Raw genomic sequence first — 22029 nt, 5'->3', positions numbered from 1 at the left:
GTCTTTTCCTCTGTCATAACAAATGAACCGCACTGACGATCAAGGCGCTGCCTTCGTACCCACGGCTTTTTTCTGAAAATAAAAAGCCCACGGTGAAGTGGGCTTGGGGTGTTCAAGAAGGAAGGTATTGATTAGCCGGAGAGACCACCGAGCAGTTCGCGGATGGCGAGCAATCCCTCATCAGCGGCATCCCTCGCCAAGTCCATTCTGCCCTTGGCAGCCTGCGCACGAATTTGCGCTTTGGCCTTGAGGCGCAAGGTGCGCAGCGTCAGCAAATGATCCGTCAACTGATCGGCCTTGCTGAGGATTTGATCGGCGGCCTGTTTGGCCGTTCGACCTTTGACGACCCACGCAGCAACGGAAACCGGCACTTCTTTTTTCGGGTAACCCGCGTCTAGATAAGCCTGAGCGTCTGCGGCGGCCTGGGAGTACTCCATGGCTTTGAGGGGATCGCCGGCCAGTACGGGTCGGGCGCGGTCGGCGGCGGTGTCGACTTTGGTGCAAAGGCGCTCCGACTCCTTTTGCTCCAGCGCAGCCATTAACAAAGGATCCTGTATCCATTGCTGACCGTCCCACGTGTGATCAGGCGACGGTTGTGGCGAACGCAGTTCGTTACCAAATTGATGAAGTTCCTGGATAACCCTCATCGGATCAACTCCCACACGAAATGAACGTTGACGGCATTGACGAAGTTCAAGGCGATACCGGTGGTGTAATCCGCGATCGGGTGACCTTTTATTCCGATACCGTGTAGCAATTCGTCCTTATCGGCACTGCTGGAACCAAGCTGGTGCTGAGCCTGAAAGGTCTGCCACAGCGAGCGAAATTGCGAATGATCGAAACTGGCCGTCAACGACGACACGGTGACATCACCTATCTGATTGTTGGTGAAAATCACGCTTGTCGATTTGTCCGCCCACCCCGCCGGATTTCCACCAATCGCTTGAATTCCGGGACTCAGGAAGGTGTAGCTGGCTCCCACCCAATCTCCTTGGGCAAACGCTGCGTTAGTCACTAAAGTAGTCGAAGGCGTCGGGTTGCTGGCAATAAGCCGCGCAGAACGCGCATGCGCATCCAGTGGCAGATAAATCACCCCGGTGCCATTAACTGTCTGGCTCCAAGTGAGGCGCGAGCGGTTATAGATTGCTAGTACTGACGGCAGGGTTCCCACGGCGCCAGTGAGTATCCAGGCCACGCACATGTCCAGGCTGGTGGACGCAAAACCGCCGCCACCAACCGCTTCGGCGGTTCCTTTGAGTGAGGCAGGTGCAACGTCAGTCGGCAGACCACGCTGTACATAGAAAAACAATGCGCCGGCGACCACCTGAGCTCGCAAAAAATACGCGGTATTGGGTAACAGATCAGCGCTGACCCAGGCTGCGGTGGTGAACGTGCGCGAACGGGCCAACTGACCTGCGATCACTTCCTGAGCCAGGCTGACGGGCACTCCGGGGGGCACAGAAACTTTGCCTCCACTGGTGGCAGCAGCGCTGGCCACAACATTCAACCGGCCCTCGGTATTCGCCACGGTAGGCAGCGGCAACGACACAATCGGCAAAGCCGAATCCAGACTCCAGCCTTTGGCCGAAACGCTCTGAATCGCCTTCAACAATTGATCGTATTTCTTCTCGTCAGGCGTCAAACCACCAGCCTCGATCACGCTGATGATTTCCTGCGTGACACCGTTACCCCAGGCCGCCGGAATCAACGATCCCGGCGTGCCCAACAGCGGATTTTCATCGACAAATTTCCCATCCACCAAACCTGCGCTGGCGACACTCCTCGGATAATCCATCCCGTCACTCCTCCTTAGTCATAATTGATATGCACCGTGGTATGCGCCGGCGCGCTGCGATGGATCAAACACTCCAGCGCCGAGCCCGGATTGACGCCGAAGCGCTCACCCCAGTAACTCGCGCCGAAACGCCGACCTAGCAGCAAGCGCCCGCCGGTGTTAAGCGTCCACATGAATTGCGCCTCCCACGTGCCCCAGCGCGCTGAACCAAAACGTGCGCGGCCCATGCGCGGTGCCTCGTGCTCGGTGATGGTTGCGTTGGGGTAACCTTGGCTTTTGGCGATTTCCAGGTAGTAACCGACAGCCTGGCTGCCGACCGCTAGCAAGCGCCGGCGTACGGCGAGGCGACGGTCGTCGAACAACGGTTCGGCACCGAGGCAGGGGTCGGGCAGGTTCATCACCTGTTCCCAGTCCGGCACCAGTTCGCTGACGCCGGCCGGATCCATCTCGTTGAGCAGGTCGGCGGCGCGAGCATCGAGACGCGCCAGTTCGACCGCGACGCTTTGCAGGACTTCATCAAGTTCCGGCACGCGCTCCGGATCCCACGCCGGGCCGCTGGGCAGCAGCGCACGAAGCTGCGCCTGATATTGCGCGGCGGTTCTTATGCCCCCCATACGCAACCTCCGAAAGTGAGCAGCTCGCTTTTACCAACACCGACATCGGTGGCCGGTGCAGTCAGTACGTGATCGAACTCGCCACCGGCACTGCTGATCGCTTCGCGGATGTGGCTGATCAGCAACGACACGCCGAGATCGGCCTCACGGTTATGCAAGTCGCGCAACTGCGCTTCGATGGCCGCACGAACGGCAGTGGTGTCCGGGTTGACGCTTTTGAATCGATAAACCACTGGCACCTGAACCGGGCTTTGCACATGCACTTCGGCGGTGACCGGGCGCAGCGGCTCGATGTAACCCTGAACCTCGGCCAATTGCTCATCGTTAGGCACGGGTTGCGGATCTTCGTCGCGCATGATGAATACCGTCACCGTGCCCGGCCCGAGCAAACCGCCACGGCACCACGCCCGCGTCACACCCGGCACTTCCAGCGCCCAGGTTTCATAATCACTGGCCGAGCCACCGTGAGGGATCACGCGATAGGAACGGATCACTCGCGAACGCAGCGACTCCAGACTCTCCCGCGCGACACCACCGCTGAGTCCCGGCGCCTGCACCACAAAACTACTACCGACAATGCCGGCAACCGGCTGCACCGGCGTCAATACGAGGCCCGCATCGGCATTACCGAGGCTGCCGGCGTCAAGCGCGGCGATGGTGGTGCTGTTGACACCGTTGGCCGTGACCCGCGCAGTGGTGACTTTGTAAGTACGGCCATCGTTGGTTTGCAGCAACGTATCAACGTCCAGAATCGCACCGGCCGTAGCGCTGAAACTGACGCTGCCAGTGGCCACCTGCGCGGGTTTGCGCGGCTGGTTCAGACGCAACGCGGCGATGCGTTCCAGCGTCGATTCATCGGCTTTGTCGGGGAGGATCTGCTCGGCAATCCAGTCGAGATAACCGTACAGACCAAACGCGGCGCCGCCGAGGGTGCGGGCCAGCACTTGCGCATCGGACTGGCGCAGCGAATCGCCGGCCAGGTCGCTTTGGGTGCGCTTGATCAGCACCGGCAGCGAAGGGGTTTCAAACGGCATAGATCACCTGCCAACTGTTATCGGGGTTAATGTCCAGACGTTCGCCGTCGGCCAGGGTCAGCACCGTGCGCAGGTTCAGACGCTGGGCGTCGAGGCGTTCGCTGAGGATATCGATGGCGCTGCAGTGGCCGTCGTCGATCAGCCATTGCAAGGCTTCGCGGGCATAGAACTCGGCGTCCATCTGGGTTTGTCGGGTCAGCTTGACCCGGCGCAACAGCCACAGCCGCGAGCCGATGCGATCGTCAGCGACGGTAGGGAAACTGTCGCCCCACCAGCCGAATCGTTCTTCATCGTCGAGTGCGTCGTCATCGGCAGCGCGGCGCCAGGTGAACAGGCTGATGAGCACGGCGCGGGTCAGTGCGGCGTGGAGGTTCTGGCTGATAAACATCACTGGCCTCCTGCCGGCACACCGGTCTGGCCGCTACCGGCTTGTACGCCGACGTGGACGTGTTTGATCTGGCTGATACCGCCAGCGAGCTGGTCACCGGTGGAGACGATTTTTCCGCTCTGATTGATCACCGGCGTGTCGAAATTCACCGCGCTGCTGGCGCGGATGTTCAGCGTGGCGGTTTCGATGTCGATGATCCGTCCGCGCTTGAAGTGGATCTTGTCGCCCTCGTCGGTGTAGATCGCCACTTCGCCGGAGGCCAGCGCTTGCAGGCGATAGCGGCGGTCGGCGATGACTAAAGCGATGGCGTGGGAACGGTCGCCGCCGATGAAGGTGACGACGCCTTCGGCACCGGCCAGTGGATGGCTGGTGAAGCCGTAGGGTTCGAAGTGTTCGAGGTCGTCGTTGACTTCACCGGCGGTGAGGCGCATTTGCAGCGATTGCAGCTTGGCGGCCGAATTGGCGAGCACGACAGTGCCGCGCGCCAGCAGGCGTGTCATCAGGCTCATGTTGAATTCCTATGAGGCCCTAAAAGATCGCAGCCTTCGGCAGCTCCTACATTGGATCGGTGTGCATATGTAGGAGCTGCCGAAGGCTGCGATCTTTTAAGGAACAGTCAGGTTTTGGGGGGACTGGGATTGGCGTCGAAGGTATGCGGCGGGGCCACTTGCAGCGTGGTCACCGAGCCTTGTGCCGACAATGAATACGTCACTTTTGAAATGAGCATGTCGCCGTCAAAACCAAGCACCGGATCTTTCACTCGCACCAGCGTGTTGTGACGCCACAAATCGCCATTGGCCTGACGCCAGCCCTGCACCTGATACGTGGTGGTTTGCGCGCGGCCCAGGCGGGTGGCGCTTTCCCATTGGGCACGCTGCTGCGCCAACTCAAAGGTCAGTTGCGTGCCCTCGTTGATCACCGTGGTGCGCCGACGTTTGAAGGTCAGGTCAGCCGCCGTCGATTCAACTTCGCTGACCGCCGCTCCGCTCTTGGCATCAGAGCCTTTTTGCTGACCGATCACCCGGTATTCGGAGAACACCTGGCTCTGATCCATCGCCGCATTGGCCGACAAAATATTCTTGCCCAGTTCCAGCGCATCACTGGCACGACCGCCGCTGCCGGGCTTGGCCAGCACCAGCCGGCCCTGCTCGTCATCGGTGGAAAAAACCCGCAACAACGAGAGCAAACGGTCGATCGACTGAAACACCGTTTCACCCGGCACGATCGTGTGTTTGGCCAGCCGCGACGTCTCGGGAATTTCGTTCACGACCTTCAGCGAATACTCACTCGCCAAGGCCTCGACGATACTCAGCAAGGGTTGATCCTGCCATTGATTCGGCCGGTTGGCGGCAGCGCAATCGACCAGATCCTGTGTCCTGGAACTGCCTTCGATGCTCAGGCTGATCTGGCGTCCGTCATAACTGATCGGCGCTTTGAACACATAACCGGTGAGCACCAGATCCTTGCCGATTTTCACTTCGCAGGGGTCACCGGGTTTGATCCGCTGATCCACAGTTTGTCCCGGCCATTGCCAAGTGATATCCAGTTTGAAGGTGCGAAACTGACGCTCCAGATCGGCGCTGATTTCGACGCTTTTCCAGCCGCCGTACTCCATGTCATTAACCGTCAGCGTGACGCGATTATCCATCTCGCTCATGGCTTACTCCCTGGAAACTTTCACGTCGTTGGGCGGCAGATACAACGGATGAACAGTACCGTTGCGTTGAATCACTTCAGTGACGCGAGTGGCATCGGCAAACTGTTTGTAGGCCACCACCAGCGCCGGCAAACTTTCCTGAAACGACTTGCTGACCTGCCGCACACCGGACGATGCCACCGCTTTGAGGTGATTGATCAACGCCTCTTTCACATCGTTGATCGCCTGAAAATGTGCGGCCCCCGCTTTGTCCAGCATCGGATCAATCGCCGCGCTCACCGCTTCGCGCAGGGCCTGCATGTCATCACTGACGGGCACTTCCTGACGGGTCACCGGCGTGGTCGCCTGTTGCCCCACCGACGGTGTCGATTGCAGCTTCACCGGCGTGGTCGCGACCGGCATCGACGCCACCCATTGCGCGACTTTGACCAGCAGCGTGTCCTGCACCAGATCGGCCATGGCTTGCGCCGCCGCGTTGGTGTCCTTGCCGGTGGTGATCTTCGGCGCATCGGCTTTGCGAATTGCTTCGAGTTGTTGGGAGACGTCGGCAATCACGCCACGGTAGCCCTCCTTCGCGAACGCTTTCAGCTCCTTGATATCGCCGAGCAAGCCTTTGAATTCCGCTGCCACTTCCTTGGGCAATTCCTTGACCGCTTTCACCAGTTCAGTGATCTGCTTGTACTGCGCGATCAGCGGTTTCAGCTGCTCTTTGATCACCTCGTAAACCCCGGTGAGGCTGTTGCGCAGATTGGCGATGCCGATCCGCGCAGCCTTGATCAGCGTCATCGCCTGTTCGAAACGCGCCACCGCAGAACCGAGCAGCGAGTCGGCTTTCACCAGCAGGACTTTCTGCGTACTGACAGTCGCCGTCGGAAACGGCAGCGGCTGATCGGGATAGAACTTCAGCGTGAACGTGACCATGCCGCCGTCCTGGCGGGTGTGGGTCATGTCGCATTCGCCGACCTTGACTTGCAGGCGTCCGAGCCACGGATGCACCAGCTCACCGCTGCCCGCCTCCAACGCCTTGAGCAACTTGTCACGTTGCTCCAGGCAATCGGCGCCGATGATGAACGCGGTGATGTCGTGGGTCTTGGCTTGTTGGCCAAGGTCTTCGAAAAACGGCAAGTCGCGCTGCGGGTATTCGTGCAACTGCCCCTTGCGACCGACCGGGGTTTTCGCCTGATCGATCCAGAAACCGACACCACGAAAGGATGCCGGCAATAAACGGTCACGCCAGTTCATTGGAACCTCCTGCCGACAGCGAGCGATAACCGATGCGCGACGACAGCGCCAGGCCTGGTTGATTGGTTTGTGGTTGATCGGTGCGCAGCCCCGGCGGCGCGTTGACGAAGCTGACGGTCAGGCCACCTTCGAGTTGCGTGCGGTTGTTGATTGCGCTTTGTTGGATCAGGGCGCTGGAGGATTGTGGCAACGAGCTGTTGAGGCCCGACGCGCTCGCCGTGCCTGCATCGTTGTTGCCGAAAAACGGCGCTGGCTGAGCGCTTTCGCCATCCGCACCGGGTTTGCCGGTGATCTTCGCGACGAACCCGGACACGTTACCGCTGAGCAGTTCCCTGATCGGCCCGACGAGACTTTGCAACTTCGTCCAGAGTCCGGCGAACCAACCGAGCAGCGGTTCCCAGGCTTGCTGGATCGACTCCAGCGGCGACTGACTGAACAGGTTATTGAAAGCGTCCGTCACCGGTTGTGCATCTGAAGTCAACGATGCCCACAAGCCGGAAAAGTAACCTTTCAGACCTTCCCAATTAGCCGTCACTGCCGCCAGCGGCGAAAGGTTGAACATGTTTTGCAGATAGTTTTTCAACGTTTCCGCGCCCGCCCGCAGAACATCCCACAGCGCAGAAAAAACCGGCGCCAGTGGCTGCCAGACGCTTTCGATCAAGGCGCTCGGCGACCAGGAGAAAACCGACTTCAATTGCTCCCACGCCGCGAGCGCGGTGCGGGTCAGATTGCCGATGGCCGTAGCGACGACGTTCTGCGCCGCATTCCAGATGCCCGACAGATGCCCGTTCAGCGTGCTGTCGAACGTCGACTTGATCGAAGTCCAGCCTGTCACGGCTTTATCGCGCATTTCACCGATGGCGCTGGAAACGACGTTTTGCGCAGCATTCCAGATGCCGCTTAATCGTCTGCTCAGCGTGCCGTCGAATGTCGATTTGATCGATGTCCAACCGCTCACGGCGCTGTCGCGCATTTCACCGATGGCGGTGGAAACGACGTTTTGCGCAGCGTTCCAAACGCCAGCCAGTTGCCCGCTCAGCGTGCCGTCGAATGTCGATTTGATCGACGTCCAGCCAGTCACGGCTCGGTCGCGCATATCTGTAAGCGCCGAGGAAACAGCGCTTTGCGCAGAGCCCCATGCTTCAGCCAGTCTCGCCGTTAATGAGCCGTCGAAGCTCGACTTGATCGAGTTCCAACCGGACATCGTCGCCGCCGACGCACGATTCCAGTAGCCGACGACAACTTCATCGGCGGATTGCCAAAGGGCAGACATTTTTTCCAATGGCGAGGTGTAGAGTTTGGCTTTGAGTGAAGCCAGACCGGTCGCCGTATCGGCAGCCGCACGATCCCAAAAGCCAATGACGGCGTTGCTGGCCAAATCCCAGGTTTCGCCCATTGATGCACCAAACGCCCGCAGACCTGCGGACGCGCCTGCCGCCAGACCACTGACACCCGCAATGGCGTCGGCGGTCATTTCGTCCCACTTGGCGAGTGCATCGGCGCGTATCGCGGCATAACTTTGCTTCGCGTCGGTGACCATTTCGTCCCAACCCTTACGCACAGCTTCGACGCCGCGCCCGGTTGCATCGCTGATCGACTGCCAGGTTTTGCTGAAAAATCCCGAGATCGAAGCCCAGTTGTCAGTGATCAGTCGGGCACCGATCACGATGAGGGCCACCGCCCCCGCGATGAGGGCAGCAATCAGACCAATCGGTGAGGCCAGAATGCCCAGCACACCGACCAGTCCCATCGCCCCGACAGTGACCACAGTGAAAGCCACCGCAGCCGCCGCCAGCCCTTCGACCAGATACGGATTATTCGCGACGAACTCGCCGATCGAGGTAATCACCGGCGTCAGCGCGGTGACAATACTGTTGACCGCCGGCAACAACGCCTGGCCGATGTTCAGTGAAATCTTGTCCAGAGCTTCGTTGAATTTTGCCAGGTTGGCCGAAGTTTCCCCCTGCACGACCTTGGGCACTTTCAGGCCTTTGTTCGCCAGCACCTTTTTCGCCAGCGCATCCTGCGCCTCGATGGCTTTCTTGATGCCATCCTGAAACGGCTTGAGCAAGCCGCCCTCGGAAATGAACCCGGCGATGTCCAGCGGCGCAAGGCCGCTGTCTTCCATGCTTTTCTTGAATGCTGCGACCTTGCCGCGCAGCCCTTTCATTTCGGTCTCGACCTTCTCGGCGCCCTTGAGCACCACGAGCATATTGACCGTAACGGGGAAGGTCTGCGGGATCAGGCTTAATTGTGTATTAGCCATCACTGCACCTGCTGCATCGCATTGATCCGTTGCGCGTGCTCCAGCGATTCGCGGAGCACATCCAGTGGCCTGGCCATCATCTGTTCGGGGTCAACCTTCCAGAACCAGGCCAGGTCATAGGCGACTGCGATCAGGTCGGTGATGGCGCCGACGCCGCACTCATGAAAAAACTCGCAACGGCCCAGCTCAGCGCGTTGAGGTCGGCCAGATCCAGCTGGTTGACCGACGACGGCGGAATGCCGGCGCACACGGCGATGTATTTGGCCGCCACGTCCATGTCGAGACTGACTTCTTCGCTCTTGTCGATCTTGTACGGCAGCGCCTTGATCGCTCGCACTTCCTGCACCGTCGGGCGGCGCAGAACGAGTTCGGTCAGGGGCTCGCCGTGAGCTTCGATCGCGACTTGAAGCTTCACGGCGCCGCTCATTGCCAGGTTCCTTTGATGCCTTCGAATTTCAGTTCGATAGCGGCGTCATCGCCTTTGGAGACTGGCTCTTCAACCAGATACGCACCGGCCAGCACGTAGACTTTGCCGTTGCTGAATTCGCAGGTGACGGTCATGTCGACGCCTTCGATCAGTTGCTTGAGCGGGAAGTCCGGGGTGTGCAGCGCGGTCACTTTGAACGACGCTGCCACGTCGGTTTCCTTGTAAAAACCCGGCACGATGGTTTCGCGTTTGGTGGACATCAGCGGGGCTTCGCAGCCGCCGTTGATCGTCAGTTGTGCGCCGTCGACTTTGACGTAGCAGGTGCCTGCAATCAGTTGACCCATGGTGTTACTCCCTTGAATAAAAAAGCCCACGCGAGGTGGGCTGAATGCTTGCCGTCAAACGCGCGGATCAAGCCGCGTCGTCGTACTGCAGACGGAATTGGTTGAGCAGTGCGAACACGCGCAGACCGTTGATGTAATCCGGCGGGAACAACACGTTCACGCGGCTAGGATCCTGCACGTCGCGCTCGACGATCAGGTGCTCGGCGAACAGCTCGGCGTTCTCCACGTGACCTTCCAGTTCGAGTTTGGCGTACTGCGCAATCAGCTCTCCGCGAATGGTGCTCGGCGTGACGATCGGCTGGCCGGCGCCGAAACGGGTGCCGTCGGAAGCCAGTTTGTGCCGACCGTATTTGCTGGTGATCACGCTTTGCAGACGGCGCACGATGAACGCCGACTGGTGCATGGTTTCGCTGTCCAGATAGGAGTTGTCGGCCTGGCCGTAAGCGTTTTTCTGGTAAGTAGTAATCGAGCGCTGGATGCGCACGTAGCCGCCTTCGTAGTACGCGGTGGCGATGCCGTAGTTGAGCAGCGACTGACGCTCGGTCAGGGTGAAGCGCTCGCTCGCCGGTGCTGGATCAACGCCCGGCAGGCTGCCGCTTTGCGTCGGACGGCTGGCGTCGGCGGAGATGAATACGGCGGTGCGTGCAGCCAATGCAGCGGCTTGTACCCAGAACGGTTGCGGAACGCCCGGCTCCAGCGCCTGAATGGTCATGTGCTGATCATTGCGCGCCTGGCCGGCGGCAACCAGAGTGCCAACGGTGCCGCGCTTGGCGCTGTAGACGTGACCGAACAATTGCTTGGCCCACGACCAGCGACCGGTGCTGTCATCCATGACCGCTTGCCAGGTGTTGAGCGTCGACAGATCCGACCATGGTAGTGCGATGAATTCGAACGGTTCATCACCCAGTGCGGCGATCGCTTCAACCTGATCCGGCACACCGGCGCCGCCCGTCATGGCGGTGATTGCGGCGGTCAGACCGGCCGGAGTTTCTTCGCCGTTGCTCTTGCCCAGACGATTGAATTGCAGGCTGATGTCGTTGCCGCTGTCGCCCGTCCATTTGGCGTTCAGGGTGACCACACCTTCGGCAGCGGCAGCGCTCACCGGCAGATCGGCCGTGGCGTTGATTTTCTGCGCCAGCGCGGTGGCGGCCTGAGCGGCGGTAGCACCGTTGACCACGGTGGCTTGCACTCGCACACCGCCGACATACAGATTCAGCACGCCAGCCTGAGTGGCGGCGCCGGTCAGGGTCAGCACACCTTTGGCGACCGCACCTTCAGCGTTGTGCAGCGGCAAGCACCAGATCTCGCCGATCGGGTCAGCCTTGCGGAAGGTCTCGTACATCGCGGCGAGCATCGAGCCCTGACCGCCGATGCTTTTCGCCAGCGCAACGCTGGAGACCAACACCAGTTTGCCGACCTCGGTCGGCGCAATGTTGTCGTTGACCTGAGCGACGATCAAACGACGCAGGGTCGAGCTCGCGCTATTGGCGGCCGAGTTGTCCATTTCGGCATAGAACAGCGGTACACGAATGTCCGCGGGGATGTTGCTGAATCCGATCGCCATTATTTGGCTCCCTTTTGTTTAGCGGTTGCGGTTTTGAGGGTGATATCGCCGTCGGCCAGACGTCGGCGCCACCAGGCGCTGTCCAGCACTTCACGGCCTTCCAGCGGCAGCAGATCGCCCGCCTCCGGGTCAGGTACGACGCGGCCGGCGGCCGGCAGTACGGTGATGCGATTGCTCATGGGGTTACGTCTCCAGAGAAAGTCATTTCCACGCGCCCATCGGGGCCCGGGCGTTTCAGATTGGGGTCGGCCGGGTCGATCGCATCGACCCGCACGGTGGCCCCGGTGAAGGACGACAAACCGTCCAGTTCGCGTTCGTGCCAACTCTCCGCAGGCTGACTCGGCAGATTGCGGCCGAGCTGGAACTCGGCAAAAAAACGCAGCCGGTAAAACGCCCGGCTGCTGTTGATCGACAGCAGTTCACCGCCGTCGTAGACGATGGCGCTGTAGTCGGTATCGGGCTTGAAACCCACCAGCGCACGCCACAGTTCGGCGCGCAGGTCGTGCAACAGATCCAGCGCTTTTGTAGGGTCGCTGGCGTCGAGCGCCAGAACGATTTCAAAGCGGTCGCGGATTGGTTGGGTGGTGAGGTTTTGTGCGGTGCTGTTACTGGCCAGATCGGCCAGCGGCAGCACGTGGGCCGAAGGTGTCGGCAGAGCGGAGTTGCCCTGCAACAACGCCAGATCGATACCCACCGAAATGTGATTGGCCAGGCTTGGGCATTGCGCACGCAATTGCGTGAGGATCGGGGTGATCTTCATGGGGGTGTTCCGGATTATGAAACTGACCACAGGTCACTGTAGGAGTGAGCCTGCTCGCGATTGCGGTGGATCAGTTAGATGAAGTTCGACTGTGGCACCGCTATCGCGAGCAGGCTCACTCCTACAAGGGATTTGCGGCGTTTTCAGGTCAGTCTTAAGCAGCGACTTCAGGACTGAGGCGCTGTAGAAAATGCAGAATTACTGCGGATCGCGCGGCGGAATTTCGCAGACGCCAATCCGCTTGGCCGCCCAGCGTTCATAAAGACCAATCGCCACATCGGCCCCGGCCATCGCAGTCAGGCAACCAAAAGCGCCAGCCGCCCAGATCGACATGCCAGCGGCATACAGCAGCATGATCGCCGAGACACCGCAGATCATGCAGGCGCCGGAGCGCAGGGCCAGGCGGCGCATCAGCGACCAGCCACGGGCGCCCTCTTTGTCAGCGCGCCACATTTCGCCGGACACCCCGCCCACCACGGCAAGGAGGATGACCAGCCAGATCGGCATGTCTGCCAATGCTTGTTGCTCGTTTGTCATGTCACGCCTCCTTGAGGATTTGATGAGTGAAAAGTGTTTGATTTAAGAGAGCGCTGGACTGGATAGAGCACGCGCAAAAAAAGCTCGACAGTTAATTTACTTCGAGCTTTTCTAATCTACGAGTTAAGGACATTCGGTTGTCAGCGCCTCATTGCAGAGGCGGGGAATTCTTTTTGCTCAATCGATGACCTATAACGACAGGTAAATGCCGAAAGAGCAAATACGTGGACAGCACCATCACATTCAGTAAAAACATAACACCGCATGAGAACAGAATGTAGGCGATCGGATTGCGACCAAATAAAGACAGGGGCGCGCGAGCATGAGCCAGATCAGTTTCGCGCATATAAAGCATCCAAAAAACCAAAATCATCAGAAGCACCCAACCCGCCAACAAAGACATCATCTTGAAAAGAGAGCTCTCCTCATACTCGGCATCCTCGAACAATGAGTTCTTCACAACCAGACAAGTAAACAAAACAGAAAAAAATGGAGACAACCATCCTATATAATTAACCACAGTACTGGACAGGGTATAAAATCTTGAAGAAATAAAACCAGCCCCTGTCAGCCAATAGCCGTCGACTATTGACCGGGGCAGTGAAAAAATTCCGCTGCGTGCATCGTCAGAAATAAAGAACGCAAAAACAAACAAAGGCGCCCAGGACAGCAAGAGCAAGACCACCGGAATTTTCATTTTAATGAAGCGTTTACCTGAAACCCTCACGACTCCCCCTTGTTATTGACCAGTGCCCTCGGCGCGAAAACACCGAGGGCAAATTCCGGTCTAACAGACTTCGCTAGTCCGGCATAATGCTATTTAAAAAAATAGCCATTGATTTCATCAACTTTCGCCGCGTCAATGTACGCAGAGATTAATGCCATCAGCACTGCAACTGCTGGAATGGAAACGATAGCAGGGATACCGAAGAGCGCCAAAACCACGGCCAACAATGCTCCCGCTGCAGACGCGGCAGCAGTGCCGACCGCCATCGATTCGATTTCGAGACCCAACGGTTTCCAGTCACCGGTCTCATAACCAGAAACTGCTTTCTGTCGAATAGCTTCTCCCTGAACAATCTTCCCAACCACGCCGAAGGCTTTACCCAGTCGCGTCAAATTGGCTGCAAAAGTGGCTTTATCAAGTGCCTTCAGAGCATCGGCGACGGCTTTGGAATCCTGGCCACTGAGCTTTGCCCGCGGATTGCTGCGAACCGTTTCAAATGTCGCCATGGCGTCGTTGTAGCTGCGGATTTTCTTCCCGGAAATATTGCTCTGAAGATCACGGGCAACCTTACTCATACGCTCGCCGTATTTAGTCAGAATCCCCTCATTGGTGTCTGCCAGAAAGCTCAGACCATCCTTCAAAGACTCTGCCTCCAGATAGGCTTGCGCGGTATTAAGCGCAGGCAGTCTGCCCTCCAGGCTGTTTATTTCCCGCGTGATGACGTCGGCACGATACGCCGTACTGATCAATGAAAGTTCGTGCTCGAAAGCAGCATCGGAAGGCAATTTTCCGTCCCTTGCCCGTTCGAGGAAACCCTTCAGATCGCTATTTTTGAAATCCACGCCGGGATACTGCGACAGCGCGAAATTCAAAGCCTTCAAGGAATCGTACTTACGCTGCGACAGCACATTGACGACAGCCAATGCACGGCTGACCCACTCACCAGCCGTTTGCTGCGGGAGAGGTCCTATCCTTGCGTTTTCGGCATCAAGTTCGGACTGCACTTTGGGTTCGACAGCCGCGACATCAGCGTTGTATTGATTGACGATGGGATTGCGTCGCGCAGTCAGCTTTTCGCCCCAGGCACGAATCTCTGCCCACATGGTGGCTTCTTTTACGGCAGCCTGGTTCTCCGTCAGTTGCAAAGCATCAAGAAAACGAAGAACAGACGTGTATTGGGTGTTCAACGCCGTGACCGTATCGGCATGCAACTTTGCTGAATAGGCTGCCCGATAGGAACGCTCCCATGCCTTCAACGAGTCGGCATACTGAATCTTGCCTTTTTCAAAATTATTAAACGACTTGAGTGCGATTTCATTTTGCGTTTTTGGTAACGGGTCACTGCCGAAGAAACTATTCGCCGTAGCGGCATCCGCCTGATAGGCCGCTGCCTTACGTGTGACAAGTGTCTGGCGGACGGACATCTCGCGTTTTACCGCTTCGACGGGAGGTAGACTATTAGTTCCAAATTCCAGTCGCGTCGCCGCCAGTTGAGCTTCAATGGATGCTGCCAACGCCTGCGAGTCCGCGGCATACTGATCTTGCACTGGCTTCAGAATCGCATTGGTAAATGCAACCGTATAGGAGATGGAGGTGTTGAGCCGTCCCATCACCGTGCTCATTTGATGCGAAGTAAATACCGGCATACCGACATAATTACCAGGAATGAAGTTGTAACCACCGCCATTGCCCCAGTCTCGAACAGGGTCATATTTGTTATCAGGGTATACAAAACTTGTATCAAGCAGAATTGGACCAGCCATGACAATCTCCGAATATCTTGTGCAAACATGCACTTGATGAAGTCGAGCATGTATTACTCAACTTCCGCTCTCTGGCGCTGTTCGAGACTCATCGGTCTTCATGTTATTCAAGGTTCCACAGCGTGGACACTTGATTTGTATTTCGCTATACCGTCCCGCCCGGGCCAGAAGCTTGTTGCACTTTCCACATCTGCATTCCGTTAGCATGTGCAAGTCCCTTTGTTTGTGCAGGGTGTCATGCCAATCGCACCTGCCACCTGCGACCCGCCATCTCTCATGCTGTCCCATAGATGGAATTTCAACAGTCCGACCGGCTTGCGAGAGATAGGCATTCCAAAAAGCCCGGCAGTCCCCCGCCAGGCGTTTCAGTAATGCGCTCCTTCGCCTTCCTTCAATTCCTGTAACCCGGAAGGAAGCTGACTTTTCGGCGCTACTGGCGCGGTACGAGTCCATTCAGATTGTTTTTCCGACCGCGGTCCCTGCCCGCCGGATAACTGCTTCTGGTGCTTTACGCTGCACACCCGGGTCAGTTGCCAACCCTCTGAACCGTTGAGGCCGGTTCATCGCTGCCTGTTCTTGTCGAACTAAAGAGCTTGTCTTGCCAGCCGCTTTGTCGAGCGGCTTGGTGACAAGAATATGCATGGATGCATATACAGTCAATGCATAAATGCATTTATTTATGCACAAGAAATGCACGAGCGCATGAAAAGCCGCGTGGTTAAAGGTCTTGGTGGCTTTTTCGAGGCGAAAAAAAACCCGCTGAGGGCGGGTTCTATCTGACGGCGATCTGCTTATCGGGCGTACATGCCCCACCAGAAGACGTGACCAATGATGACGATCTGCTCTTCTTGGATTTCCTGGAAGCTGTAGTCCTCGTCCGGATGTTCGTCACGATTGAAGCTGCGCAAACGGATACCGGTGGGCAGGCGATAGAGTTGCTTCACCCGCAATTGACCGTTGTGGTTGATTGCATAAAGGTCGCCATCGATGATGTCGCCAATGCCGCATTTGCCGGCGTTGACACCGACGGTGGCGCCGTCACGCAGCACCGGCAACATGCTGTTGCCGCGCACGGTCACGCATTTGGCCTGGTCGAATTGCACACCGTTATGGCGCAAGCTGCGCTTGCCGAAGCGCAGACTAGAGCGCTCGCTCTCTTCCACGATGAATCTTCCTGATCCAGCCGCCAATTCAACCTCGCGAAGAAACGGTACCGACACCTCGTCATCATCGACCGGTGTGTCGTCGTCCCACAGGCTTATGTCCTTGAGTTCCGCGTGCACATCATTGTTGCGCGCGCCAGCGCTCGCCGGCGGCGCATCCGCGCGCCCGCGCAACAAGTCGGTGCTCACGGCGAAGTACTCGGCGATCTTCGAGATATGTTTATCCGAGGGATCGACGATCTTCCCGCTGAGAATTCGCGAGAGAGTGGATTGCGGCACGCCGGTGCGACGGTGAAGCTCCGTGGGGGAGATCCCGTGCTGATCAAGCAGTGCTCTTAAGACGGTTGCTACATTGCGTTTTTGCATAACGCGCATAGTGCTTGAAGTTTTATCTCAAGACAAATGCCGAATTGCATAAAAAGCGCATAAAAAACGCATAAATCAATATTTGACGCGTCGAGCCGCCGCGTTGGCGCGTTTGATCCGATCATTGCGCGCCTTTTTGTCGTAATCGTCTTTGGCGCCCATGATGCCACCGGCGGCGTGTACCCAATCGGTGGCGGTGCAGCCGGTGAGCAAAATGGCTGAGGTAAAGATTGAAACGAAGATCACTGCGGTTTTCATTGGAAGGTTTCCTGATGTCATTGACACATACGTCGTTCACAACGGCGGCTGTCACTCATCCACAAGCCGCTGCAATTTTTCCTCGGCGCGTTCGAGCCTGGCTTCGTGCTTCTTGATGACTTTCACATCGCCGTACTGACGCGCTGCTTTCAAATGGTTTTGTCGGCGCCGCACTTCGGCTTCGGCCTTGCGAATCGCTCTTGAATGATCATCCTCGGCAGAAGGCTCTCGGCAATAACGCTCGACATTGGCCAGCGCCTGCTCAAGTCCGGCCTGGCGATAAACGTTATCCGCCGCTTCTGCACGGTCTATTTGGCGAATAAGTTCAGCGCGGCGCTCGGCGCAACTTTGTCGCGAGTCGGCGAATGAGTTTTCAATGATAAATACGCCGCTGACTGCGAGGGACAGACTGCAGAAAAGACTCAGTTTCATGAGGCATACCCCAAGTAACTTCTCTCGCCATAATGCCCACGGAGATAACTGACGCGAGACCAGGCATCGCGACAATTCAAGTTTCTTTGTATCGCAGTTAATGCTGCAATGACCATGTCGCGACAACGTGCCTTGCACATAGGAAAGTGTTCAACCATCCACGCCATCGGCACATAAACATGATCAAAACACAGTAACACCGGGATCCGTTCTGACAGTGTGGAAATACTTACCTCTTTTTCTTTCCCACCCACCGCCGCCGCAATAAACACAGTGCCTTGTCTGTTTATCGCAATTGATCGTTTCCAGGCTGGAGCCTGAACGCCATAACTACTGCGCACGCAAAACCAGAGCATGTATAAAACCCCTCAACACTCTAAACATCGTCACATTCTTCAAGGCAATAAAAACAGCCGAACTGCGCGGACTCTTCGGTGCCGTCGCAGAGGCTGTTGGCTTGAATCGCTTCCTTTGTAGGAGCTGCCGAAGGCTGCGATCTGTTGATCCTGATCTTCTTAAAGCAAGATCAACAGATCGCAGCCTTCGGCAGCTCCTACGGGGAATGACATTAACAATGTGGGGCTGTCGTGGCCTTACTGGCGTCTTACTCAGTCTTACTTAGTCGCGCCGGGGGCTGAGTCAGCGAGGGACGTGGCAGACACCATTGATCAGGTTGTTGATATTGTAGTAGTACTCGGCATCGGAGAAATAATTGAACGTGACCATGCCGCCTTGAAAGCCTCGCTCCATAAACGGCAGTTCATCTCCAGCGGTATCGGCGTCGAATTTTACTACTGAACGGGTTTTGAACAGGAACCTTGAAGTATCCAGATGCGTTAGCGCAATACCGAACTTTCGATCATAGGTATAAACTTTCCCCTCTGGCGTTTTCACTACGTAATACACATAGAGAGCGCCTTCCTTTGGATCAATCGTCATATCACCGACACCATGCCAGCGGACTTTGTGATCATGGGTATGAACGAAGTCGATAGAAGCAAAACACGGTGCACGTGGAATATCACGATTGATCAAGTAGAAATCCCTGACCACCAGTCCACCGAAAACCAACACAGAGGCGATTGCCATCAATGCGATTATTTTTTTCCAACGAGCTGGTAATTCACGCATATGGCCTCCCCTTTACTTTCAGGCTTGACGCACTTGATCAATAACTGGGAGAGCGGCTTTCTTACATAATAATTAATGTCGGATAACACAATGGGCGGTTCAAACTCGCCGAGTGCTTTTACAATCTCGTCCTTGGACATTTTTTCACTTTCTTCCACATACAACTGCGCATCACCGTCTTGCCAGATGAGTTTCCACTCTTCCAGGTCGGCTGGTTTTTTAAACATCAGGTAGGCGTAAAACAAAGGAAGCGCGATAGCCGGTACAACCAATGCAGGCAGCAGAAAACGCCAATAGCGGCGCCGCGGCTTCGTCACCGAGATGACTGCCGGCGCTGCGGGTACGGATTCAGGCACCTCTGCGCTGATCAAACGGATCTCACACAACAGCACCACGCCCCGGCGCGGCAACGTCTTGAGACTGTCACGCGGCAAACCAACATCAGCAAAATGCGTGCGCAGCATGTGCAGCGTCTTGTAATAACTGCTGTCGGAAATCACCAGCCCGCGCTCACCCCAGACCCGCGAAATCAGCTGCTCCTTGTCCGTCACCCCGGCAATCAACGCCAGCAACAGATCACTCTCATTACTGCCCAGAATGACCGACTGCTGCGCCCGAGTGAGGGTCATTTTTTCTGCATCGTAGTAACAATCGCTCGATGACGATCCCGAGCCGATGCCTTCAGACTGTTCCACGCCGCTTCCTCAACTGACCTTCAACCCACGAACTCCGATGATTCGATAGCTTTTCGGCACTATAGGACACAATGCCGACCCGAGCGGCGGCGCGTTGCTGCATCCACCTCAAAAAAACTTCATACTCCGCCCACTGAATCAACTCAGGGGCCTGCACCTCTGCCCCGACACATTTTCTCGGTATAGCTAAACCTCTGATGAATAAAGCAATTTCAGATCTGTCCTCCCACACTCCGATGATGCAGCAGTACTGGCGGCTGAAGAATCAGCACCCGGATCAGCTGATGTTCTACCGCATGGGCGACTTCTACGAGATCTTCTACGAAGACGCGAAGAAGGCTGCCAAGTTGCTCGACATCACCCTGACCGCGCGCGGGCAGTCGGCGGGGCAGGCGATTCCGATGTGTGGGATTCCTTACCACGCGGCGGAAGGTTATCTGGCGAAACTGGTCAAGCTCGGCGAATCCGTGGTGATTTGCGAGCAGGTCGGCGACCCGGCCACCAGCAAAGGCCCGGTTGATCGTCAGGTCGTGCGGATTCTCACGCCGGGAACGGTCAGCGACGAGGCGCTGCTCGATGAGCGCCGCGACAACCTGATCGCCGCGCTGTTGGGGGACGAGCGACTGTTTGGTCTGGCCGTACTGGATATCACCAGCGGCAACTTCAGCGTGCTGGAAATCAAGGGATGGGAAAACCTGCTGGCGGAACTGGAGCGGGTTAATCCGGTTGAGTTGTTGATCCCGGACGACTGGCCACGTGACCTGCCGGCGGAAAAACGCCGTGGCGTCAGTCGTCGTGCGCCGTGGGATTTTGAGCGTGATTCGGCGCTGAAAAGTCTCTGCCAACAGTTTTCCACTCAGGATCTGAAAGGCTTCGGTTGCGAGAATCTGACGCTGGCCATCGGCGCTGCCGGTTGCCTGCTGGCCTACGCCAAAGAAACCCAGCGCACCGCCCTGCCCCATTTGCGCAGCCTGCGTCACGAACGTCTCGATGACACCGTGGTGCTCGACGGCGCGAGCCGTCGCAACCTCGAGCTCGACACTAACCTGGCCGGTGGCCGCGACAACACTTTGCAATCGGTGGTCGATCGTTGCCAGACCGCGATGGGCAGCCGTCTGCTGACGCGTTGGTTGAATCGTCCGTTACGCGACCTGACCGTGTTGTTGGCGCGCCAGACCTCGATCACTTGCCTGCTCGATCGCTACCGTTTCGAAAAGCTGCAGCCACAGCTCAAGGAAATTGGCGACATCGAGCGGATTCTTGCGCGGATCGGCCTGCGCAATGCCCGTCCTCGTGACCTCGCGCGTCTGCGCGACGCCCTCGGCGCCCTGCCTGAACTGCAAGTGGCGATGACCGATCTGGAAGCGCCGCACCTGCAAGGTCTGGCGACCACCACCAGCACTTACCCGGAACTCGCGGCGCTGCTGGCCAAAGCCATCATCGACAACCCGCCGGCGGTAATCCGTGACGGCGGCGTGTTGAAAACCGGTTACGACAGCGAACTCGACGAGCTGCAATCGCTGAGCGAAAACGCCGGCCAGTTCCTTATCGATCTGGAAGCCCGCGAGAAGGCCCGTACCGGCCTGAGCCACCTGAAAGTCGGCTATAACCGCATTCACGGCTACTTCATCGAGTTGCCGAGCAAGCAGGCCGAGTCGGCGCCAGCGGATTACATTCGCCGGCAAACCCTGAAAGGCGCTGAGCGTTTCATCACGCCTGAGCTGAAAGAGTTTGAAGACAAGGCGCTGTCGGCCAAGAGCCGCGCCCTCGCCCGGGAGAAAATGCTCTACGAAGCGCTGCTGGAAGATTTGATCAGCCAGTTGCCACCGTTGCAGGACACCGCTGCGGCGCTGGCCGAACTGGACGTGCTGAGCAACCTCGCCGAGCGTGCGCTGAACCTCGATCTGAACTGCCCGCGTTTCGTCAGCGAGCCGTGCATGCGCATTACTCAGGGTCGTCACCCGGTGGTCGAGCAAGTGCTGACCACGCCGTTCGTGGCCAACGACCTGAGCCTGGATGACAACACGCGCATGCTGGTGATCACCGGCCCGAACATGGGCGGTAAATCCACTTACATGCGGCAAACCGCTTTGATCGTGCTGTTGGCGCACATTGGCAGCTTCGTGCCGGCGGCCAGTTGTGAACTGTCGCTGGTCGACCGCATCTTCACGCGGATCGGTTCCAGCGATGACCTCGCCGGTGGCCGTTCGACCTTCATGGTCGAGATGAGCGAAACCGCCAACATTCTGCACAACGCCACCGAACGCAGTCTGGTGCTGATGGACGAAGTCGGTCGCGGCACCAGCACCTTCGACGGTCTGTCGCTGGCATGGGCGGCGGCTGAGCGTCTGGCGCATCTACGCGCGTACACGCTGTTCGCCACTCACTACTTTGAACTGACCGTGCTGCCGGAAGCCGAGCCGTTGGTGGCGAACGTTCACCTCAATGCGACCGAGCACAACGAACGCATCGTCTTCCTGCACCACGTGCTGCCGGGGCCTGCCAGCCAGAGCTACGGCCTGGCGGTGGCGCAATTGGCCGGTGTGCCAAGCGAAGTGATCGTGCGTGCCCGCGAGCACCTGAGCCGACTGGAAGAGACCGCGTTGCCCCATGAAGCGCCGAAACCGGCGGCCAAGGGCAAACCGGCGACGCCGCAGCAAAGCGATATGTTTGCCAGCCTGCCGCACCCGGTTCTCGATGAGCTGGCTAAACTGGATTTGGACGACCTGACACCACGCCGTGCGCTCGAAATGCTCTATGCCCTGAAGAACCGGATATAAGCACTGAAGAAGCGGATATAACGCAAACGGCTTCAAGCTGTTAGAATCTCGCGCGGTTTGGGATGCTGCTGGCTAATAGCCTGGCC

The 22029-nt window shown here is 57.7% G+C and carries 24 protein-coding genes; 1 reads left to right on the top strand and 23 read right to left on the bottom strand.

Going from position 1 to position 22029, the window contains the following annotated elements:
* Positions 1–131: 131 nt before the first annotated feature.
* From ACIOMO_RS17160 to ACIOMO_RS17050, 23 genes are all read right to left on the bottom strand, one after another.
* Positions 132–647 (bottom strand): phage tail protein, encoded by a 516-nt coding sequence (locus ACIOMO_RS17160; protein WP_401242292.1) that lies wholly within the window; start codon positions 645–647, stop codon positions 132–134.
* Positions 644–1795, bottom strand: a complete 1152-nt coding sequence (locus ACIOMO_RS17155) for a phage tail protein (RefSeq protein ID WP_401242289.1) — start codon at positions 1793–1795, stop codon at positions 644–646. Before ACIOMO_RS17155 ends, ACIOMO_RS17160 begins: the two co-directional genes overlap by 4 nt.
* Before the next feature lie 14 nt (positions 1796–1809).
* Positions 1810–2409, bottom strand: a complete 600-nt coding sequence (locus ACIOMO_RS17150) for a YmfQ family protein (protein WP_053117696.1) — start codon at positions 2407–2409, stop codon at positions 1810–1812.
* Complete coding sequence (locus ACIOMO_RS17145; RefSeq protein ID WP_401242286.1) at positions 2397–3443, bottom strand: baseplate J/gp47 family protein; 1047 nt, start codon at positions 3441–3443, stop codon at positions 2397–2399. Before ACIOMO_RS17145 ends, ACIOMO_RS17150 begins: the two co-directional genes overlap by 13 nt.
* The gene (locus ACIOMO_RS17140) at positions 3433–3831 is read right to left on the bottom strand and encodes a phage GP46 family protein (RefSeq protein WP_212545318.1); all 399 of its coding nucleotides are present in this window, start codon (positions 3829–3831) and stop codon (positions 3433–3435) included. The genes ACIOMO_RS17145 and ACIOMO_RS17140 overlap by 11 nt, the downstream gene beginning before the upstream one ends.
* Complete coding sequence (locus ACIOMO_RS17135) at positions 3831–4340, bottom strand: phage baseplate assembly protein V (RefSeq protein WP_401242283.1); 510 nt, start codon at positions 4338–4340, stop codon at positions 3831–3833. Before ACIOMO_RS17135 ends, ACIOMO_RS17140 begins: the two co-directional genes overlap by 1 nt.
* Positions 4341–4447: 107 nt before the next feature.
* Positions 4448–5488: a phage baseplate assembly protein gene (locus tag ACIOMO_RS17130; RefSeq protein ID WP_401242280.1), complete on the bottom strand. Its 1041-nt coding sequence runs from the start codon at positions 5486–5488 to the stop codon at positions 4448–4450.
* Positions 5489–5491: 3 nt separating this feature from the next.
* Positions 5492–6730, bottom strand: a complete 1239-nt coding sequence (locus ACIOMO_RS17125; protein ID WP_400755255.1) for a DNA circularization protein — start codon at positions 6728–6730, stop codon at positions 5492–5494.
* Positions 6717–8996 (bottom strand): hypothetical protein, encoded by a 2280-nt coding sequence (locus ACIOMO_RS17120; RefSeq protein WP_401242277.1) that lies wholly within the window; start codon positions 8994–8996, stop codon positions 6717–6719. Before ACIOMO_RS17120 ends, ACIOMO_RS17125 begins: the two co-directional genes overlap by 14 nt.
* Before the next feature lie 130 nt (positions 8997–9126).
* On the bottom strand, positions 9127–9423 hold the full coding sequence (locus ACIOMO_RS17115; protein WP_007908778.1) for a phage tail assembly protein: 297 nt from the start codon (positions 9421–9423) through the stop codon (positions 9127–9129).
* On the bottom strand, positions 9420–9767 hold the full coding sequence (locus tag ACIOMO_RS17110) for a phage tail tube protein (RefSeq protein ID WP_053117683.1): 348 nt from the start codon (positions 9765–9767) through the stop codon (positions 9420–9422). Before ACIOMO_RS17110 ends, ACIOMO_RS17115 begins: the two co-directional genes overlap by 4 nt.
* Positions 9768–9834: 67 nt before the next feature.
* Positions 9835–11331, bottom strand: coding sequence for a phage tail sheath subtilisin-like domain-containing protein (locus ACIOMO_RS17105; protein ID WP_053117681.1), 1497 nt, complete (start codon positions 11329–11331; stop codon positions 9835–9837).
* The gene (locus tag ACIOMO_RS17100) at positions 11331–11510 is read right to left on the bottom strand and encodes a DUF2635 domain-containing protein (protein ID WP_053117680.1); all 180 of its coding nucleotides are present in this window, start codon (positions 11508–11510) and stop codon (positions 11331–11333) included. The genes ACIOMO_RS17105 and ACIOMO_RS17100 overlap by 1 nt, the downstream gene beginning before the upstream one ends.
* Entirely contained in the window at positions 11507–12091 is a 585-nt protein-coding gene (locus ACIOMO_RS17095) for a hypothetical protein (RefSeq protein ID WP_212545324.1), read from the bottom strand. Before ACIOMO_RS17095 ends, ACIOMO_RS17100 begins: the two co-directional genes overlap by 4 nt.
* Positions 12092–12289: 198 nt before the next feature.
* Positions 12290–12628 carry a phage holin family protein gene (locus ACIOMO_RS17090; RefSeq protein ID WP_053117676.1) on the bottom strand — a complete coding sequence of 113 codons (339 nt, stop codon included), beginning with the start codon at positions 12626–12628 and terminating at the stop codon, positions 12290–12292.
* Between the two features lie 148 nt (positions 12629–12776).
* Positions 12777–13325 carry a hypothetical protein gene (locus ACIOMO_RS17085; protein WP_401242272.1) on the bottom strand — a complete coding sequence of 183 codons (549 nt, stop codon included), beginning with the start codon at positions 13323–13325 and terminating at the stop codon, positions 12777–12779.
* A gap of 119 nt (positions 13326–13444) precedes the next feature.
* Positions 13445–15118, bottom strand: coding sequence for a colicin-like pore-forming protein (locus ACIOMO_RS17080; protein ID WP_401242269.1), 1674 nt, complete (start codon positions 15116–15118; stop codon positions 13445–13447).
* Positions 15119–15175: 57 nt separating this feature from the next.
* On the bottom strand, positions 15176–15331 hold the full coding sequence (locus ACIOMO_RS17075; RefSeq protein ID WP_371925983.1) for a Com family DNA-binding transcriptional regulator: 156 nt from the start codon (positions 15329–15331) through the stop codon (positions 15176–15178).
* A 578-nt stretch (positions 15332–15909) separates the two neighbouring features.
* Positions 15910–16647: an XRE family transcriptional regulator gene (locus ACIOMO_RS17070; RefSeq protein ID WP_053117672.1), complete on the bottom strand. Its 738-nt coding sequence runs from the start codon at positions 16645–16647 to the stop codon at positions 15910–15912.
* A gap of 75 nt (positions 16648–16722) precedes the next feature.
* Positions 16723–16905 carry a hypothetical protein gene (locus ACIOMO_RS17065; protein ID WP_401242266.1) on the bottom strand — a complete coding sequence of 61 codons (183 nt, stop codon included), beginning with the start codon at positions 16903–16905 and terminating at the stop codon, positions 16723–16725.
* Between the two features lie 51 nt (positions 16906–16956).
* On the bottom strand, positions 16957–17337 hold the full coding sequence (locus tag ACIOMO_RS17060; RefSeq protein ID WP_159813125.1) for a DUF1090 domain-containing protein: 381 nt from the start codon (positions 17335–17337) through the stop codon (positions 16957–16959).
* Positions 17338–17976: 639 nt separating this feature from the next.
* The gene (locus ACIOMO_RS17055; protein ID WP_401242263.1) at positions 17977–18468 is read right to left on the bottom strand and encodes a hypothetical protein; all 492 of its coding nucleotides are present in this window, start codon (positions 18466–18468) and stop codon (positions 17977–17979) included.
* Entirely contained in the window at positions 18435–19163 is a 729-nt protein-coding gene (locus ACIOMO_RS17050; RefSeq protein ID WP_159813119.1) for a DNA-binding protein, read from the bottom strand. Before ACIOMO_RS17050 ends, ACIOMO_RS17055 begins: the two co-directional genes overlap by 34 nt.
* 209 nt (positions 19164–19372) lie before the next feature.
* Here ACIOMO_RS17050 and mutS point away from each other — a divergent pair, with 209 nt between their 5' ends.
* Positions 19373–21943 (top strand): DNA mismatch repair protein MutS, encoded by a 2571-nt coding sequence (gene mutS / locus ACIOMO_RS17045; RefSeq protein WP_212549791.1) that lies wholly within the window; start codon positions 19373–19375, stop codon positions 21941–21943.
* The last annotated feature ends 86 nt before the right edge of the window (positions 21944–22029 follow it).

It is taken from the genome of Pseudomonas sp. NPDC087804 (genome assembly GCF_044742965.1).
GTDB classification, from domain to species: Bacteria; Pseudomonadota; Gammaproteobacteria; order Pseudomonadales; family Pseudomonadaceae; genus Aquipseudomonas; species Aquipseudomonas rustica.
The sequence above is the reverse complement of the archived record's forward strand: the minus strand, read 5'-3'. Positions and strand labels throughout refer to the sequence as shown.

Bases quoted from the DNA above. Each gene is read 5' to 3' on its own strand.
- ACIOMO_RS17125 (WP_400755255.1), bottom strand. From the start codon at position 6,730: ATGAACTGGCGTGACCGTTTATTGCCGGCATCCTTTCGTGGTGTCGGT.
- ACIOMO_RS17110 (WP_053117683.1), bottom strand. From the start codon at position 9,767: ATGGGTCAACTGATTGCAGGCACCTGCTACGTCAAAGTCGACGGCGCA.
- ACIOMO_RS17150 (WP_053117696.1), bottom strand. From the start codon at position 2,409: ATGGGGGGCATAAGAACCGCCGCGCAATATCAGGCGCAGCTTCGTGCG.
- ACIOMO_RS17115 (WP_007908778.1), bottom strand. From the start codon at position 9,423: ATGAGCGGCGCCGTGAAGCTTCAAGTCGCGATCGAAGCTCACGGCGAG.
- ACIOMO_RS17080 (WP_401242269.1), bottom strand. From the start codon at position 15,118: ATGGCTGGTCCAATTCTGCTTGATACAAGTTTTGTATACCCTGATAAC.
- ACIOMO_RS17060 (WP_159813125.1), bottom strand. From the start codon at position 17,337: ATGAAACTGAGTCTTTTCTGCAGTCTGTCCCTCGCAGTCAGCGGCGTA.
- ACIOMO_RS17160 (WP_401242292.1), bottom strand. From the start codon at position 647: ATGAGGGTTATCCAGGAACTTCATCAATTTGGTAACGAACTGCGTTCG.
- ACIOMO_RS17090 (WP_053117676.1), bottom strand. From the start codon at position 12,628: ATGACAAACGAGCAACAAGCATTGGCAGACATGCCGATCTGGCTGGTC.
- ACIOMO_RS17095 (WP_212545324.1), bottom strand. From the start codon at position 12,091: ATGAAGATCACCCCGATCCTCACGCAATTGCGTGCGCAATGCCCAAGC.
- ACIOMO_RS17145 (WP_401242286.1), bottom strand. From the start codon at position 3,443: ATGCCGTTTGAAACCCCTTCGCTGCCGGTGCTGATCAAGCGCACCCAA.
- ACIOMO_RS17100 (WP_053117680.1), bottom strand. From the start codon at position 11,510: ATGAGCAATCGCATCACCGTACTGCCGGCCGCCGGCCGCGTCGTACCT.
- ACIOMO_RS17120 (WP_401242277.1), bottom strand. From the start codon at position 8,996: ATGGCTAATACACAATTAAGCCTGATCCCGCAGACCTTCCCCGTTACG.
- ACIOMO_RS17135 (WP_401242283.1), bottom strand. From the start codon at position 4,340: ATGAGCCTGATGACACGCCTGCTGGCGCGCGGCACTGTCGTGCTCGCC.
- ACIOMO_RS17155 (WP_401242289.1), bottom strand. From the start codon at position 1,795: ATGGATTATCCGAGGAGTGTCGCCAGCGCAGGTTTGGTGGATGGGAAA.
- ACIOMO_RS17140 (WP_212545318.1), bottom strand. From the start codon at position 3,831: ATGTTTATCAGCCAGAACCTCCACGCCGCACTGACCCGCGCCGTGCTC.
- ACIOMO_RS17130 (WP_401242280.1), bottom strand. From the start codon at position 5,488: ATGAGCGAGATGGATAATCGCGTCACGCTGACGGTTAATGACATGGAG.
- ACIOMO_RS17070 (WP_053117672.1), bottom strand. From the start codon at position 16,647: ATGCAAAAACGCAATGTAGCAACCGTCTTAAGAGCACTGCTTGATCAG.
- ACIOMO_RS17055 (WP_401242263.1), bottom strand. From the start codon at position 18,468: ATGCGTGAATTACCAGCTCGTTGGAAAAAAATAATCGCATTGATGGCA.
- ACIOMO_RS17085 (WP_401242272.1), bottom strand. From the start codon at position 13,325: ATGAAAATTCCGGTGGTCTTGCTCTTGCTGTCCTGGGCGCCTTTGTTT.
- ACIOMO_RS17105 (WP_053117681.1), bottom strand. From the start codon at position 11,331: ATGGCGATCGGATTCAGCAACATCCCCGCGGACATTCGTGTACCGCTG.
- ACIOMO_RS17065 (WP_401242266.1), bottom strand. From the start codon at position 16,905: ATGAAAACCGCAGTGATCTTCGTTTCAATCTTTACCTCAGCCATTTTG.